Below are 16,781 nucleotides of genomic sequence, written 5' to 3' on the forward strand. Positions count from 1 at the left end.
AGAAAAAACTTTTTCCAAAGCCCACCCTATTAAAGAATTAGGGATAAAACTGTTCACCCTGTTCACCTCTGAATATTTTTATTTAAATTCATGTTGTTAAATGGTGATAACTTGAAATCAGACTCATCACCACTCTTCACCAACCGTTCACCTTCAAATCAGGAAAAGGTGAATAGTGATGAAGACTTGTGAACAGTTTAAAAATAACCATTCACCTTATAATACGTTGATATATATGGTTTAAATTACAAGGTGAACAGTGGTGAACACTTTTTTATATTTCTTTGAAAATTATCATAAATAAAGAAAAAATTATTCTTTTGGCAGGTCATTCCTTATCAGTTTTGGCATCCACTCAATGGCAGTGTCAATATTCAGGCTCAGATTGCTACGAATGCCGTATTTGCTTTTCTTGCGCAGGTAATGCTGGCTGTACTCAGACAGTGCGCCCGGCATATCCATACCAAAACGGGTCACGGAAACAGGTTTATTCAGATTGTTACCTTTCATGTAAGCAAGGTAAGCGTGATAAAGGTACTTACGGGGATTGAACGGTATAATCTCCGCATTACCGATTAACAGGCCGTCAGTTTCATTAGACACAATCAGGTAGCCACAGAAATCAACTAATGGATCGGTGCCACGCTTGATATCCAACGCCTCCGCAGATTTTTGCTGTTCTGCCAGTAAACGCCTTGCAGTTTGTGGGTCAGCAAACCGATGAAGCAAATGCCGGATAATCACCGGCAATTCTGCTGCGATTTTATCCCGTAGAAGTGGATCACGTTCATTTTCGGGCACAACTTCGGAAAAATTGAAAATCACCCGACGCCGCGATACACCACCACTGCGATCACTGAAACTCATGGCATTATTGTTTACCGCCAATACCACGGCAGGAATGCGGGTTGAATAAGGTTGTTTATGCTTCGGGTCGATAGCCACTTCATCCCCGCCTGTAATGGCTTTGATACCGGAGCCATCGCCCACATAGCGGATCTGGTCCGGCAGGATAATCAACGAATATCCCACAATCAGTGCCCGTTCCCGTGGATTTTCCAGTGCGGCCATACTCGCAGAAACAGTGTTGCCTTTGCCTGCCAGCATTGAACAGATTTCAGCAAAGATGCTTTTGCCACTGCCTCCGGCACCCGTGATTTCCAGAAACAACTGCCAGTCGTAACGGTTCGCCAACACCATAAACAGGGCTGCCAGTACGCGATCAAATTTGTTCTCACTGTTAGCGGTTGCCCGATTGAGCCATTGCCAGAACCGTGGGGCATGGCCTTGCAGGGTTTCTCCCGAAACAGGGGAATTGAACGCAACATCATTGGCAAGCAACAACCAGTCACTTTTACGATGAGGCCGGAACTGACAGGCTTTCAGGTCAAACACGCCGTTACTGAATCCGATTAAGTGGCGTTCTGGTGGTTGCATCATAGGAAGCTGCAATTTCAGGGCATCTACGGCAGAGCTGATACCATGCGGTGAGTAAGGCAATTTTTCTTCCATAAAGGCCGCGACCATTTCCCGTTTTAAATCGCGATCACTGACCGGACACCAGACAATACCGTCATAGTGATGCACGGTTTCCGAAGCGCCATCCAATGCTAAATCACCGTCATAACGCGCCAGTAATACTTCTCCGCGCTGGCTGGCTCCCATCTGGCATAATGTCAGCTTGGAAGATTCGGTATCATTAGATTGAGCGGCTGCTTTTTTCTTTGTTGGTGCGGGTTGATAAAGCCCCTGAGTAAAGGTCAGCTTTGTCCTTTCCACACCATATTGTTGGCGGTAATCATCCCAGTCGGCTTTGTGCTCTGTCGGTGGTAACGTAATCCAACCGCTAACCGCAATAGCGGCTTTTTCTGCTGAGATCCTGCCGATATTCACTTTTGGTTTGCCGTTTTTATCTAGTTCGTCGGGATGATGCCAGTCGTTATCTGCTGCAAGAATGATTTTGGTGTCCGGCCAGCGTTCCCGAACAGCGTTGGCGACCGAAAATAAATTGCCGGCATCCAGTGCCGCCAGAACGTTGCCTTTATAGAGCTGGTTAACCGTCAGTGCCGTGGCGTAACCTTCGGCAATAATCACTGTGTCGGGAAACTCTTCCATTTCTGACAGAGCAATAAACGCGCCTTTTTTCTGGCTGCCGGACAGTAATTTTTTCTCGCCATTGGGTTTGATAATCTGCGCGCCGGTGATTTTTTTATCCAATGTTGCCAGTGCCAACACCATTGAATTGTCGGGCAACAGCCACTGAGGGCAGTGCAGCCCTTTTGTAGTCAGATAAGGCGACTGCCCGGCGACCGTTTGCTTCATCAGAGTTGCCACGCTTTCGGCAATGGATGGTGTCGGATAAGTGATTTCTCTGGCGGGCTTGGATTCGGGCAAAGGCAATGCCAGTGCATCCGCGACAACTTTAGCTGCTTCTGTAATTGTGATCCGATTGGTTTTTGCCACTAAATCCAGTCCATCGCCATAGTTCGGAGCATCACACTGGCGGCAGTGCCAGTTGCCGTGATGATGGTCGTCGATAAAGTGAAAACGGTCAGTGCCACCGCAGACAGGGCAGGCACCGTGCTTTCCTTTTGCCGGTATCTCAATGCCACAGGCAGGCAGCAGGTTTTGCCATGAGTACATAGCCGATGTTTTGACGGTCTGGATCAGGTCAATCGGTTTTTGGTTGCCTGCTGTTTTTTGAACTGTAAATTCAGGGCGAGTTTGGGTATGCTGTGTATCAGCCATAATTTTTTACCTTACGAATGGTTATTGGTTAAACGCCCTGTCAGTGTTAGCAGCACTTCGGGGCGTTGTGTTTTTATGTTACGTGTCTTATGTCATCGTCTTTTCTGTGTTATGCCGCCCGCGAATCTGCAATCCGTTGGGCGATCCAGTTATCAATTTCTGCTTCAATAAAAGCCACTGAGCGAGGTCCGATTTTGACTTGTTGCGGGAATGCGCCGTCGCTAATCAGTTTGTAAATCCACGCTTTGCTGTAACCCGTTCTGCGCTGCACTTCCGGCAAACGAATAAAGTTTGTCTTTGCTGTCATTGTTATATTTATTTTCCTGTTACCGAGTCCTTGAGCGCTCATCGTGGACGTTATTTGATGACAGGCGGATTATTTAAAAAACAAGACTTAATGAACAGCGTTAATTGTTTTTCTCCCGATGAAAATTAACGGGGTGCAAATCGTACTATCGATTTTTCCTGTCGCGCAGTGGTTTGGCGAAGTCATACGGTGTAATGGATTTTTCCCGATTCGCATCCAGATAATCCGCCCACCACTGCACCATTAGCCGTCGTTCATCCAGATGTTTGGAGGTGTGAATATACGCCGCTCTAACGTTGTTGCGTTCGATATGGCTGAGTTGACGCTCGATGGCATCATCGCTCCACAGGCCGGATTCCCCCATTGCACCACGCGCCATTGTGCGGAAACCATGCCCACAGACTTCGGTTTGGGTATCGTAGCCCATCGCCCGTAATGCCTTATTAACGGTGTTTTCACTCATGACTTTCGCGGAATTATGATCGCTGGGGAACATGACTTCGCAGTTGCCACTCAGTGCCTGTAACGCGTTGATAAGCCGGACAGCCTGACGACTCAACGGCACAATGTGATCGGTTTTCATTTTCATGCCACGTTCAGAAAAGCGAACGCCTTTAATCGGTTGTCTTGTGGCGGGAATTTTCCACACCGCATTTTCAAGGTCGATTTCCTGCCAGCGGGCAAATCTCAGTTCACTGGAACGGACAAACGTCAGCAGTGCCAGTTCTACCGCTATTTTGGTCAGCAGGCGCCCGCGGTAAACAGACAATCGGTTCAGGAAATCCGGTAAATCTTCATGAGGCAGGGCAGGGTGATGGCGTGATTTTACGGTGGAAAGTGCGCCAGCCATATCACTGGCAGGGCTGGATTCGAGAATATCATTCTGGACAGCATAACGCATGATAGCCGTAACACGTTGTTGCAATCGCTGGGCGATGTTGTGTTTACCCGCATCATCAATGGTTTTGACGGGGGCTAAAAGCTGGCTGGTGCGTAATGTGGTAATATCATGTGCGCCGATATGCGGGAAAATATATTGCTCAAGGCTGCGTAGCACTGTTTGGCTATGTCTGTCGCTCCAGCGTTTGTTGCTGGCGTGCCATGCGCGGGCGACTTCTTCAAACGAATTGACTTTGGCGGGCGTTGGGGTGCCTTTCTTTTCGGCTTTGGGATCGATGCCTTGTGCCATCAGCTTTTTGGCTTCATCCCGTCTGGCGCGTGCATCGGCTAACGACACCGTTGGATAAACGCCGAACGCCAGACGATCTTCTTTCTTATCGGTCGGGCGGTAATACTTCATGCGCCAGTATTTTGAGCCGCGTGACGAGACTTCTAAATAAAGACCGCCGCCATCGGCGAGTTTGTAGGTTTTTTCTTTGGGCTTTGCAGTTTCGATTTGTCGTGCGTTTAGTTTCATTATTAAGGGCATCCTTGTAATCGAACGGTAAGTGCCCCGAATTATGCCCTTCGCTGCATCTTGATTGCAACAGACGAAACTAGACCTAAAAATAAGAATGGATGTTGATTTTGCTGGATTTAGCAGGAATTGTTTTACTGGGCTGGACTTCACTGGAAGTTGAAGTGGTGCCCGGAGGCGGAATCGAACCACCGACACGGGGATTTTCAATCCCCTGCTCTACCGACTGAGCTATCCGGGCTAACGGGGCGCATTAAACCGTATTAAGCCTAATCCGTCAAACACTTTCTACGAAAAAACTATGAAAAATGATTGGTTGCTCTATTTTTATACCAATTTAGTGTGGTTATTCAGCTAGGCTGCTTTTTATTAACTTAATGCCCCATTTTTTCGGCATTTTGCGATGGTTAGTATATCTTGTGCCAGGAGTTTCGCTGTGCCCACATCTTCCAGTTCTCTTTTCACTAATAGTTTACTGAGGCACCCTTCAAGAATAAGTTCCATCTGTTTGGCGACTTGCTTACTGTCGTCAATATCAAGTTGTTGCAATAATTCTTCCGTGTAATGGAAAGAATTTTGTTTTTGCAATTCTGCCAATTGGTGAATTGGATGGTCAACGTTAGGAAAAGCACTGCAAGCAGCAATGAACAGACAGCCCGGATAACGATGTTCTTGGACTTTTTCTTTGAGGGCATCATAGCGTGCCAATAATTTTTGCTCAGAGCTTAAGGTTTCATCCAGCAAGGTTTGACGTTGCCAAACCTCAATCTGTTGGCTGTGATAGCGAAGACAGTCATAAAGCAGCGCTTCACGATCGGGCCAAAAATGCTTTATCTGGCTAATATCAATATTCAGGGGAGTTAAAAGTGTCTCCAGTGTTGCTGATAGCCCTTGCTGTTCTAGCGAGTTAAGAACATGTCTAAGCACATATTCACGTTGCACAGTAGCTCTCCTTCCAGATTATTTTTGTTGTAGGTTTTGTTGTAGTCGCTGTAGTTGCCGATTAAAACGCTGTGCGTCCATGAATCCGTTGACTTGCAAATCGGTTAGCTCTTTTCCCTGCGTATCAAAAAATAAGATAGTGGGAAGCCCATACACATTCAGTTTTTGCAACAATTCTTTCTGTTTTGGGCCGTTATCTGTGACATCCGCTTGTAACAAAAGGAATTGGTTCAATTGTGCCTGTATTTGTGGATCACTCAAGGTATATTTTTCAAACTCCTTGCAAGCTATACACCACTCAGCATACAGGTCCAACATAATCGGTTTATGGCGATTCTCAGCTAAAATTTGGTTTAATTCTTGCCAATTATTGATTTGTTGAAATTGCAGGGTGGTTTTTTGCTGTTCTGCCGTAGGGCTTCCCCACACCCAATCTTGCAAAGGGCGTGAAGCGATAAGAGCCAGAGTCAGTAAGATAATCTGTAAGACCCGCAGCCAGCCATTTTTGCTGCCTAGTGTTAATGCAAGTGCCCAACCAAAGAAAGATACAGCTAATAGGCTCCACAATCTTATGCCCCATGTGTCGCCAAGCACCCGCTCAAGCAGGAAGACTGGCAGAGCCAATATAATGAATCCGAAGGCTTCCTTGACGTACTGCATCCACGGGCCACTGCGTGGCAGAAGTTTGTGGCCAAATAGTGTGACTGCGATAAGCGGCAGGCCCATTCCCAATGCGTAGAGATACAGAGTCAACCCTCCGACCAATGTATTACCGCTTTGGGCGATATAAAGCAAAATAGCACTGAGCGGTGCGGTAGTGCAGGGAGAGGCTATTAACCCCGCTAAAGCTCCCATAACGAATACGCCAATGTAAGAGCCGCTTTGCTGTTGATTGCTCCAATTCACTAAACGAGTTTGGACAGAAGAAGGAAGCTGTAATGTATATAGCCCAAACATTGATAAGGAGAGCAAGATAAACAGCACTGACAGCCCTACAAGAATGTAAGGGCTTTGCAGAGCCGCCTGAAATTGCAAGCCGGCAGCTGCAATAACTAAACCAAGTACAGTATAAGTAAGTGCCATCCCCTGAACGTAACTTATGGCGAGCCAAAAGATCCGTTTCAGGCTTTCAGGGCGTTTTTTCCCCAAAATAATGCTGGAAATCAGCGGATACATGGGCAGTATGCAGGGAGTAAAAGCAATTCCAATGCCAATTAACAGCGCCCAAAGTGGCGAAAATGGGGCACCATGGGGTTTGGGGGAGCTATCTCCCTGTTGCACAGATTCTTGTGAGGAGACATTTTCTTTATTTGTATTCGCCGTGGTGTTAGCTGAGATCGCGGTTTCATTACTGAGCTGGTTGGAGGCAACAACGGCTTGCAGTGGTACGTTTAGGGTTTCAGGTGGATAACAATAACCCGCTTCTGCACATCCTTGATAAGTAACCTGAAGAGAGCCATTGTTGGTGGCGGATAGGATAGGGATATTAATACGCGCTGATTTAAAATAGACCTCTGTCTTACCAAAAAACTCATCTTTATGATCGATGCCTTTGGCATGTGTAATTTTACCCAATGATGTTTCTTGATTGGGAGTGATACTGAATTGTTTTCGATAGAGGTAATAACCGGGCTTGATATTCCAGTTCAGTATGAGTTTATTTCCTTGTTGCTGAAAATCAAACATGAATGCCTGATCAGCAGGAAGGTAGAGACTTTTCTCGGATTGTTCAAACAGTGCGCTAGCTTTGTTAGGAGACAGAGCGATACCGCTGAATAGGAGAAACAACATGAGAATACGTTTCATCATAAGGTAATCTTTAACCTGCCTGTATCGTGGGTTTGATTCGTAAACTTTATCAAAACCTGAACTATAACCGATGATGTTTATAGCCGAAAGCCAATTGTATAATATTAAGGCAATCCTATGTTTTTTTGAAAGGGAAGAAAGTGCAAGGACGGGGAAGTTCAGGGGCATATCAGCCCCTGAAATAACGTTTCAAAATATTCGATATTATGAAGTTACAAAATCATGCCACCAAACAGGAAACCAAATGTGACAGCCAATACAACGGCAATAGTGCCCGGAATAAAGAATGGGTGATTGAAAACAAAACGCCCGATACGGGTGGTTCCGGTATCATCCATCTGCACGGCTGCGACTAATGTCGGATAAGTTGGCAGGATAAACAGGCCAGATACGGCAGAGAAAGATGCGATCGCTGTTAATGGCGTGACATGCAGTGCCAGAGCCATTGGCATCAAGGCTTTCGCTGTTGCGGCTTGAGAGTAGAGCAAAGCTGAACAGAAGAAGAATATAATTGCCAGCAACCACGGTTGGGCATGAATTAAACTCCCCGCAGTTTCTTTGATCCAACCCATGTTAGCTTGAACAAATGTATCTCCCAGCCATGCAACACCCAAAATACAGATACATGCGCTCATGCCAGCTTTAAAAGTGCTTGAGTTCAGGATGGCATCGGTATCGACGGAGCAAATAATAGTCGTAAGGGTAGCAATACTGAGCATGATGATCAAAATCGCATTTGTAGTGTTCATCAGGGGTTTCTCAACAAGGCCGACACCCGGGCTGTTGATAATGGCATAAATGACGACACTAACGACTCCTAGGAGGAACAACAGAACAGATCGTTTTGCTTTGGGCCTGATTTGGATCTGGCTGGCTCCACGCATTTCCACTAAGTTATCTGCAAGGCGCTTTTGGTAAACAGGGTCATTTGACAGCTTAGAATCAAAAAGCCATGAAATAATGAATGACATGAGAATGATGGCACAAAATGTTGAGGGCAATAATACCATTAACAGATGAATATAACTGATGCCTTGTCCTTCCATGATGGATGCCATGTAAACAACAGCCGCAGAAATAGGGGAAGCAGTGATCCCGATCTGAGCAGCGACAACAGCGGTAGAGAGTGGGCGACATGGTTTTATGCCTTGCTCTTTGGCAACTTCTGCAATAACTGGCAGTGTTGCCAGTGAGATGTTTCCCGTACCTGCAAACAGCGTCAGAAAATAAGTGACGATAGGGGCAAGAATTGTGATGTATTTGGGATTCTTGCGTAGTAATTTCTCAGTTTGCTGAACTAGATAATCTAGCCCCCCAGCCACCTGCATGGCTGATATCGCAGCAATGACAGCCATGATTATAGAAATAACATCAAATGGAATACTGCCTGGTTTGACACCGATTGCAGACAAAATTAAAACACCAAGTCCTCCCGCAAAGCCAATACCGATTCCCCCTAGTCGTGCTCCCAAAAAAATGGCCAGCAGAACGATAATTAATTCTACGGCTAGCATATTGCGTACTCCTTTGTTTTTTAATTTTGTGAAAATTTTTTGTTAAATTTTGGTGTTGTTTTTAAATTAAAAGCGATATTATCTAAATAATTATTCCAAATAGCAGCGTGTTTTTAACTAATTTAGATACAAAGCTTTTATCCAGTTATGGGTAAGAATCAGAGCGACCTATGGTTACTCTGTCGGAGTATAATTGTGGTCAAACCTCCTGGTCATGACGGTGTTGTTTTTTAATATATTGATTTAATGATATTTTTTTAGTCATCATAAAAACGTTTTACTTTATATATCGGATGCTTTTATATATTCTCTAATTTAATAGAGATTACTTCATTATATATTGTTTTAACACAAACTTTTTGTGTTTTTATAAGTGTAAATTACATGTTTTTTTGATGTAAAAGTTAGAAAATAGAATTTGGCATTAAACTATTATAAGTAATTCTAATGTAAACTTTATGTTGCAGTTACTATGCGGAAACGAAAAATATTTAATATTATAGACGTCGTTATAATATGAGTTATATTATAGCCCATATTATATTTTGACTTCTGTTAGATAGATTGGTTATTTATTTTAACTGATAATCTTGCTAAGCATAATTATTGAAGTTGGTACCGTAATAACAGCAAATATTGTACTTAATATTACTGAAAAGCGGATTTTTCAGGATGAAAATTAAGATTGTTTGAAATTATAATTACATTACCAGCCATAGGTATTGCTAACATTAATGTAATTACAATTAGTTTAGGGATATCGATTATATAATAAAAGAATAGTCTTTTACCCACAGATTATATTATATTTTTCCCATAAAAATGAAAATAAAGAAAATTCCTAATCAATATCTAACTTATAAAATAGAGGGTTTTTAGATAGTTTAATAATTAAATTTTAAAAATAAAATGATTTATATAATGACTAAAAAGGCACGCTTCCAGTTGGAATTACGTGCCTTAATAATTAAGACTAGCTCATTATTATGAGAATTAACTTAGTCATCAAAACGTTTTGCTTTATAAGTTGGATGTTTTAGGTTCTCAACGGAGAAAATATCATCTAATTCGGCTTCGGTCAGTAAACCGCGCTCAAGTACGACTTCACGGACACTCTTGCCAGTTTCAGCACAGATCTTGCCCACAATATCGCCATTGTGGTGGCCAATGAATGGGTTCAGATAGGTGACGATACCGATGGAGTTGAACACGAAGCTTTCACAGACTTCTTTATTGGCAGTGATGCCATTAACACATTTTTCAACCAGATTACGACAGGCGTTGCCCAAGATAGACATAGATTCAAACATAGCCTGACCAATCGCAGGTTCCATTACGTTAAGCTGTAATTGACCCGCTTCTGCTGCCATTGTGATACAAATATCGTTACCAATGACTTTAAAGCAAACTTGGTTAACGACTTCTGGCACAACTGGGTTAACTTTAGCTGGCATGATGGAAGAACCGGCCTGCAATTCTGGCAGGTTGATTTCGTTCAGGCCAGCACGAGGGCCGGAAGAAAGCAGGCGCAAGTCGTTACAAATCTTGGACATCTTAACAGCCAGACGCTTTAATGCACCGTGAACCATGACGTAAGCCCCGCAGTCAGAAGTGGCTTCAATCAAATCTTCTGCTGGTTGGCAAGGCAGGCCTGTAACTTCAGCCAATTTTTCAACGACCAGCTGTTGGTAACCTGGTGCAGTATTCAAACCAGTACCTATAGCGGTGGCGCCAAGGTTTACTTCCAGCAGCAGTTCTGCCGTGCGAGTGATGTTTTTGATCTCTTCTTTCAACAGTACGGAAAAAGCACGGAATTCTTGACCCAGAGTCATGGGGACAGCATCTTGCAACTGGGTACGGCCCATTTTCAGGATGTCATCGAACTCAACACCTTTTTTGTCGAAGCCTGCTTTCAGCAACTCAATAGAATCAACCAATTGCATCAGGGAATTATAGACAGCAATACGGAAACCTGTAGGGTAAGCATCATTAGTTGACTGGCTTCTGTTCAGGTGATCATTTGGGTTCAGATATTCATATTCACCTTTTTGATGCCCCATCAACTCCAGGCCAATATTTGCCAGCACCTCATTGGTATTCATGTTCAGTGAGGTACCTGCGCCACCTTGAAAGACATCAACAGGGAATTGATCCATGCATTTGCCTGTATTGAGGACTTCATCACATGCTTTGACAATAATATCTGCCACTTTTCCCGGTATAGTATGAAGTTCTTTGTTTGCCAGTGCCGCAGCTTTCTTTACCATCACCATGCCTCGAATAAATTCAGGCACATTGTTGATGGTTTGGTCACTAATATAAAAGTTTTCAATCGCACGTAGAGTGTGAATACCGTAGTAGGCTTCAGCAGGAACTTCTCGTTTACCTAACAGGTCTTCTTCGATACGAATGTTGTTTGACATGAGAACCTTCTTAAATTAGATATGTTTTTTTACTGTTCTATTACGTGTTTGTTGAAAAATAATGTTGCCGACAACAATTTCCCTGATATTAGTCACTTATCATGAAACTGCTGGCGCGATCATATGTGGATTTGTGAGAAATGCCTTGAACCTGGATCACTTTATAGTGCTATTTTAGTAATGAAATAGCATATGTGTGACTAAAGTCACAATTGCAGGGGGAAAAAGTTAAGTGCCCGAAGTATTGAAAACGGCCGAAAATATCCCCACATATGTTATCTAACCCCATATTATGTGATCTGATATAGCGTGAATGATCAAATAGTGTGAACTTTCAATAGTAATAAAAGGAGATCCACGTGCGCTGGCTCCCACTTATTCTTATATGCCTTCTGGTTTACATCGAGTCTGTCCTGTTTGTTCGGATTGCCTCTGAAGTTGGAGTCTTGTTGACTCTGTTGTTAGTGATTCTTACTTCTTGTCTTGGTGTGTCCCTTGTACGTAATCAAGGCATCAAGAATTTTATGTCTATGCAGCAAAAACTCGCAGCAGGTGAGAGTCCAGCGGAAGAAGCTGTCAAAAGTGTTTCTCTGGTAATGGCTGGATTTTTGCTGATACTGCCCGGTTTTTTCACCGATTTTCTCGGATTATTGTTGTTACTGACTCCCGTGCAGAAACTCCTGACAATGAAGTTATTACCCCATATCAAGTTTTATCGCCCGAATACTTTTGGTTCCAGTAACTATGGCTCCAGTAATTATGGTTCCGGTAATCATGCTGGCGGCTATAGCCAGAATGGGCAGACTTTTGAGGGAGAATATGAGCGCAGGAAAGATGGCGCTTCTTATACATTGGATGAACAAAAGCCGGGTGATCAAAGAAACCACGGCGAACATGGTAGCGAACACAATAAAAAATAGTGGTCCTTGTTTTGACTGAAATTTCGGTGGGTAAGAAAAAAGTAAAATATTTTTGTTGCCCACCCTTGAAGTAGTGACCTTAAGCCCCAACTTGTAGCTTCATGGTACTGGTTCTGTTGGGGTCTGGTATCAATCCTCTTACCTGATATGGACTTTATTTATAGGAGATCTATCAATGAAAATTCGTCCATTACATGACCGTGTTATCGTCAAGCGTACAGAAGTTGAATCAAAATCCGCTGGCGGAATTGTTCTGACTGGCTCTGCTGCGGGCAAATCTACCCGTGGGGAAATTTTGGCAGTCGGCAATGGTCGTATCCTTGAAAATGGAGAAGTTAAGGCGCTGGATGTCAAAGTGGGTGATACCGTCATTTTTAATGAAGGTTACGGCGTTAAAACAGAAAAGATCGATAATGAAGAAGTATTGATCATGTCTGAAAGCGACATTCTGGCAATTGTTGAAGCGTAATTGAGTATCTTATTACATTCAGATCTTCTTAATTGAACGAATTTAAAGGAAAGACATAATGGCAGCAAAAGACGTTAAATTTGGTAATGATGCTCGCAGCAAAATGCTACGTGGTGTGAATGTACTGGCTGATGCAGTTAAAGTGACCTTGGGTCCTAAAGGCCGTAACGTAATTTTGGATAAATCTTTCGGTGCGCCTGTTATCACGAAAGATGGTGTATCTGTAGCACGTGAAATCGAATTGGAAGACAAATTCGAGAATATGGGCGCTCAGATGGTTAAAGAAGTCGCTTCTAAAGCCAATGACGCAGCAGGTGATGGTACTACCACAGCAACCGTATTGGCTCAAGCTATTGTCACTGAAGGTCTGAAGGCTGTTGCTGCTGGCATGAACCCAATGGACCTGAAGCGCGGTATCGATAAAGCAGTTATTTCTGCTGTTGAAGAGCTGAAAAAACTGTCCGTACCTTGCTCTGATTCCACTGCTATTGCACAGGTTGGTACTATCTCTGCAAACTCCGACGAAACCGTGGGTAAACTGATCGCAGAAGCGATGGACAAAGTCGGCAAAGAAGGTGTAATCACCGTTGAAGAAGGTACTGGTTTGGAAGACGAGCTGGATGTTGTTGAAGGCATGCAGTTCGACCGTGGCTACTTGTCTCCTTATTTCATCAATAAACCAGAGTCTGGTTCTGTTGAACTGGAAAACCCATACATCCTGCTGGTTGACAAGAAAATCTCCAACATCCGTGAACTGCTGCCAGTTCTGGAAGGCGTAGCTAAAGCAAGCAAGCCTTTGGTAATTATTGCTGAAGATGTTGAAGGCGAAGCGCTGGCAACTCTGGTTGTTAACAACATGCGTGGTATCGTGAAAGCGGCTGCGGTTAAAGCACCTGGTTTCGGTGATCGCCGTAAAGCAATGCTGCAGGATATCGCTACTCTGACCAACGGTACTGTTATCTCTGAAGAGATCGGTCTGGAGCTGGAAAAAGCGACTCTGGAAGATCTGGGTCAGGCAAAACGTATTGTTATCAACAAAGACACCACAATTATCATTGATGGCGTAGGTGAAGAAGGCGCAATTGCTGCACGTGTTACTCAAATCCGTCAGCAAATTGAAGAATCTACTTCTGACTATGACCGTGAAAAACTGCAAGAGCGTGTAGCTAAACTGGCAGGCGGCGTTGCTGTAATTAAAGTTGGTGCAGCAACTGAAATTGAAATGAAAGAAAAACGCGCTCGCGTTGACGATGCACTGCACGCAACTCGTGCAGCTGTAGAGGAAGGTGTTGTTGCTGGTGGTGGTGTTGCTCTGGTTCGCGTAGCTGCTACTATCTCTGAGCTGACTGGTGACAACGAAGATCAAAACGTGGGTATCCGTGTTGCACTGCGTGCAATGGAAGCGCCAATGCGTCAGATCGTAGACAACGCAGGTGAAGAACCATCTGTTGTTGTAAACAATGTGAAAGCGGGTAAAGGCAACTACGGTTATAACGCTGCAACGGAACAGTACGGCGATATGATCGACATGGGTATCCTTGATCCAACTAAAGTAACCCGTTCTGCACTGCAATTCGCAGCTTCTATCGCAGGCCTGATGATCACTACTGAAGCAATGGTGACTGAACTGCCTAAAGATGACAAAGCTGACTTAGGTGCTGCTGGTGGCATGGGCGGTATGGGTGGTATGGGCGGCATGATGTAATGCTGTTCACCCCTAAATGATGGAACTCTCCATCCACTAGGATAAAACTTTGAAGGCGAGCAGAAAAAACTGCTCGCCTTTTTACTCTTTTGTCTTAATTGGATACAAAAGGATATGTTTATCATCATGGTAGGTATTCCTATAATTAATGAGGAAAGTTATGCGAATTAAAATGTTGCTTGGTGCGTCAGTATTGTTGTTGGCAGGCTGTACAACAACTAATCAATTAACTTCTGCTGGTGCTAATGTACGTTTTGTTGATACTCAACCAGGCAGCGAATGCCAGCGGTTAGGGGAAGTTGCTGGCACGCAAAGCAACTGGCTCAATGGCGTCAGCAATGAAAGTAGTTCTATGCGTAGTGCCGCCAATGACTTACGCAATAAAGCGTCTGAAATGGGTGGCAATGTTATTTATGGTGTAAACAGCCCGTCAGAGGGATTGTTGGCTAGTTTTGTCCCTCTGGATAGCAAAATGGTTGGTCAGGTCTATAAGTGCCCTTAGTCACCAATGACATATAATCAATGATATAAAAAAGCAAAAAGATGTAGCCCTATAGATGAGATGGTGTTGTTTACCCGCATGTGGATGTAAAAAATCAATGGGGTTGGTGAGAAAGTGGTTTGGGCAATGCTCAGAAGGAATATTTCGAAACGTCAAGAATTGCGTATACATTTGGTTTCTGTGCGTTGCCCATCCAGCAGTTCTTCAATGATGGCGTGGAGTTAATCAGTGATTGACTGGTATAAGGAATATCACTGGCTCTGGATTAGCCCTAAATCCAGTGGTGTTTTGCTTGGCTCTCCACCTATTTCTCTTGTTAGTCTTGGAACCAAATAACCAGACACTTTAGTCAATAATTCTCGCATAATAGCTTTTGCTTCTTCATCACCCACAAGAAAATGTGCGGCACCTTGAACTTTGTCCAGAACGTGAATGTAGTAAGGCAATATACCTGCATCAAACAGTGCATTACTTAAATCAGCCAGCGTATCTGCATTATCATTGATATCACGTAGCATCACGCTTTGATTCAGAAGTGCCACACCCGCTTGTTTTAGCCGCATCATGCTTTTGCGTACTGCATCATCAATTTCATTTGCATGGTTGATATGGGTCACCATGATCACTTGCAAATTGGTTTGTGCTAAACGATTACACAGTGAAAGTGTGATTCGGTCAGGGATCACAATTGGCAAGCGTGTATGGATCCTCAATCGCTTAATGTGTGGAATGGACTCAACTCGGCTGATTAACCAATCCAGTTCATGATCCTTAGCCATGAGTGGATCGCCACCGGAGAAAATAATTTCGTCAAGCTCAGGGTGTTGTTCAATATAATCCAGAGCAAGCTGCCAGTTGTTTTTGTTACCTTTATTCTCTCCATAAGGGAAATGACGACGGAAACAATAACGGCAATTGACTGCACAGCCGCCTTTGACCAGCAGCAAAGCCCTATTGCGATATTTATGCAACAGGCCAGGAACAATATTGTGTTGTTCATCTAACGGATCAGTGGAGAAACCAGGCGATGTAGTAAATTCTTCCCGTGAGGTCAGGACTTGCAACAGAAGAGGATCATGGGGATCACCTTTTTTCATGCGTGTTACAAACGCTCTTGGCACACGCAGAGGAAACAAATGCTTTGCTGCATTGCCTTCTTGCAGCATCGCATGTGTGTTTAAGGATAATAGTTGTAACAACTCATTGGGATCAGTAATAACATCCGCAAGTTGTTTTAGCCAGACTTCTCTGACGGGGTGAATATGGGTTATAATGTGTGCCATTTTTTGGCTAAGCCATTTTGTTAAAAATTAGAGGATCTCCATGGCTACTTATAGTACCAATGAATTCCGTTCAGGTCTTAAAATCATGTTAGATGGCGAGCCGTGCGCTATTCTTGACAGCGAATTTGTTAAACCAGGTAAAGGGCAGGCATTTGCCCGTGTTCGTATTCGTAAACTGATTTCTGGTAAACTACTAGAAAAAACTTTTAAATCAACAGATTCTGTTGAAAGTGCAGATGTCATGGATGCCAACCTGACTTATTTGTACAACGACGGTGAATTCTGGCATTTCATGAATAATGAAACTTTCGAGCAGCTGGCTGCGGATGCGAAAGCCATTGGTGACAATGCAAAATGGCTGATCGATCAGGCCGAATGTATTCTGACTCTGTGGGATGGCCGTCCTATCGCTGTAACTCCACCAAACTTCGTTGAGCTGGAAGTGGTTGAGACTGATCCAGGTCTGAAAGGCGATACTGCTGGTACCGGTGGTAAACCTGCAACTTTGAGCACCGGTGCTGTGGTAAAAGTACCTCTGTTTGTACAGATCGGTGAAGTTATCAAAGTTGATACCCGTTCTAACGAATACGTATCCCGCGTGAAATAACCGCGTTTGTTATTTTAGAAAAACCGCAACCTCTTTGTCCAGAGGTTGCGGTTTTTTGTTGTAGCTTATCGGCAGTTATCATTGCGGCAGTCAGACTGGATAGTTATAATTCAGTTTCATTTCTTATCGTTATCC

The 16,781-nt window shown here is 43.8% G+C and carries 13 protein-coding genes and 1 tRNA gene; 5 read left to right on the forward strand and 9 right to left on the reverse strand.

Annotated elements, in window-relative coordinates; translation table 11 throughout:
- Positions 1-312: 312 nt before the first annotated feature.
- The 8 genes from Xvie_RS00090 to aspA form a co-directional block, all read right to left on the reverse strand.
- On the reverse strand, positions 313-2,748 hold the full coding sequence (locus tag Xvie_RS00090) for a primase-like DNA-binding domain-containing protein (protein WP_086107383.1): 2,436 nt from the start codon (positions 2,746-2,748) through the stop codon (positions 313-315).
- A 109-nt stretch (positions 2,749-2,857) separates the two neighbouring features.
- The gene (locus Xvie_RS00095) at positions 2,858-3,061 is read right to left on the reverse strand and encodes a helix-turn-helix transcriptional regulator (protein ID WP_086107719.1); all 204 of its coding nucleotides are present in this window, start codon (positions 3,059-3,061) and stop codon (positions 2,858-2,860) included.
- Positions 3,062-3,200: 139 nt separating this feature from the next.
- Positions 3,201-4,472, reverse strand: coding sequence for a tyrosine-type recombinase/integrase (locus Xvie_RS00100; protein ID WP_086107384.1), 1,272 nt, complete (start codon positions 4,470-4,472; stop codon positions 3,201-3,203).
- 165 nt (positions 4,473-4,637) lie between these two features.
- Positions 4,638-4,713, reverse strand: a tRNA-Phe gene (locus Xvie_RS00105).
- Positions 4,714-4,841: 128 nt separating this feature from the next.
- Entirely contained in the window at positions 4,842-5,414 is a 573-nt protein-coding gene (gene dicD / locus Xvie_RS00110; protein ID WP_086107385.1) for a division control transcriptional repressor DicD, read from the reverse strand.
- 18 nt (positions 5,415-5,432) lie between these two features.
- Positions 5,433-7,223, reverse strand: a complete 1,791-nt coding sequence (locus Xvie_RS00115) for a protein-disulfide reductase DsbD (RefSeq protein ID WP_086107720.1) — start codon at positions 7,221-7,223, stop codon at positions 5,433-5,435.
- A gap of 212 nt (positions 7,224-7,435) precedes the next feature.
- Positions 7,436-8,737: an anaerobic C4-dicarboxylate transporter gene (locus tag Xvie_RS00120; protein ID WP_086107386.1), complete on the reverse strand. Its 1,302-nt coding sequence runs from the start codon at positions 8,735-8,737 to the stop codon at positions 7,436-7,438.
- Between the two features lie 998 nt (positions 8,738-9,735).
- On the reverse strand, positions 9,736-11,160 hold the full coding sequence (gene aspA / locus Xvie_RS00125; protein WP_086107387.1) for an aspartate ammonia-lyase: 1,425 nt from the start codon (positions 11,158-11,160) through the stop codon (positions 9,736-9,738).
- A 359-nt stretch (positions 11,161-11,519) separates the two neighbouring features.
- Between aspA and Xvie_RS00130 the strand changes: the two genes are divergently transcribed.
- From Xvie_RS00130 to Xvie_RS00145, 4 genes are all read left to right on the forward strand, one after another.
- Positions 11,520-12,080, forward strand: a complete 561-nt coding sequence (locus Xvie_RS00130; protein ID WP_086107388.1) for an FxsA family protein — start codon at positions 11,520-11,522, stop codon at positions 12,078-12,080.
- A 175-nt stretch (positions 12,081-12,255) separates the two neighbouring features.
- On the forward strand, positions 12,256-12,549 hold the full coding sequence (locus Xvie_RS00135; protein WP_010846340.1) for a co-chaperone GroES: 294 nt from the start codon (positions 12,256-12,258) through the stop codon (positions 12,547-12,549).
- A 58-nt stretch (positions 12,550-12,607) separates the two neighbouring features.
- Positions 12,608-14,254, forward strand: a complete 1,647-nt coding sequence (gene groL, locus Xvie_RS00140) for a chaperonin GroEL (protein ID WP_086107389.1) — start codon at positions 12,608-12,610, stop codon at positions 14,252-14,254.
- 160 nt (positions 14,255-14,414) lie between these two features.
- On the forward strand, positions 14,415-14,756 hold the full coding sequence (locus tag Xvie_RS00145; RefSeq protein WP_086107390.1) for a DUF4156 domain-containing protein: 342 nt from the start codon (positions 14,415-14,417) through the stop codon (positions 14,754-14,756).
- Between the two features lie 251 nt (positions 14,757-15,007).
- Here the strand turns inward: Xvie_RS00145 and epmB are convergent, their stop codons facing one another.
- Entirely contained in the window at positions 15,008-16,039 is a 1,032-nt protein-coding gene (epmB, locus tag Xvie_RS00150) for an EF-P beta-lysylation protein EpmB (RefSeq protein WP_086107391.1), read from the reverse strand.
- A gap of 40 nt (positions 16,040-16,079) precedes the next feature.
- Here epmB and efp point away from each other — a divergent pair, with 40 nt between their 5' ends.
- The gene (gene efp, locus Xvie_RS00155; RefSeq protein ID WP_086107392.1) at positions 16,080-16,646 is read left to right on the forward strand and encodes an elongation factor P; all 567 of its coding nucleotides are present in this window, start codon (positions 16,080-16,082) and stop codon (positions 16,644-16,646) included.
- Positions 16,647-16,781: the final 135 nt, after the last annotated feature.

The organism is Xenorhabdus vietnamensis (genome assembly GCF_002127535.1).
Taxonomy (GTDB): domain Bacteria; phylum Pseudomonadota; class Gammaproteobacteria; order Enterobacterales; family Enterobacteriaceae; genus Xenorhabdus; species Xenorhabdus vietnamensis.

Coding starts and splice junctions, on each gene's coding strand:
- Xvie_RS00090 (WP_086107383.1), bottom strand. CDS start 2,748: ATGGCTGATACACAGCATACCCAAACTCGCCCTGAATTTACAGTTCAA.
- Xvie_RS00100 (WP_086107384.1), bottom strand. CDS start 4,472: ATGAAACTAAACGCACGACAAATCGAAACTGCAAAGCCCAAAGAAAAA.
- Xvie_RS00115 (WP_086107720.1), bottom strand. CDS start 7,223: ATGATGAAACGTATTCTCATGTTGTTTCTCCTATTCAGCGGTATCGCT.
- Xvie_RS00120 (WP_086107386.1), bottom strand. CDS start 8,737: ATGCTAGCCGTAGAATTAATTATCGTTCTGCTGGCCATTTTTTTGGGA.
- aspA (WP_086107387.1), bottom strand. CDS start 11,160: ATGTCAAACAACATTCGTATCGAAGAAGACCTGTTAGGTAAACGAGAA.
- Xvie_RS00135 (WP_010846340.1), top strand. CDS start 12,256: ATGAAAATTCGTCCATTACATGACCGTGTTATCGTCAAGCGTACAGAA.
- groL (WP_086107389.1), top strand. CDS start 12,608: ATGGCAGCAAAAGACGTTAAATTTGGTAATGATGCTCGCAGCAAAATG.
- Xvie_RS00145 (WP_086107390.1), top strand. CDS start 14,415: ATGCGAATTAAAATGTTGCTTGGTGCGTCAGTATTGTTGTTGGCAGGC.
- epmB (WP_086107391.1), bottom strand. CDS start 16,039: ATGGCACACATTATAACCCATATTCACCCCGTCAGAGAAGTCTGGCTA.
- efp (WP_086107392.1), top strand. CDS start 16,080: ATGGCTACTTATAGTACCAATGAATTCCGTTCAGGTCTTAAAATCATG.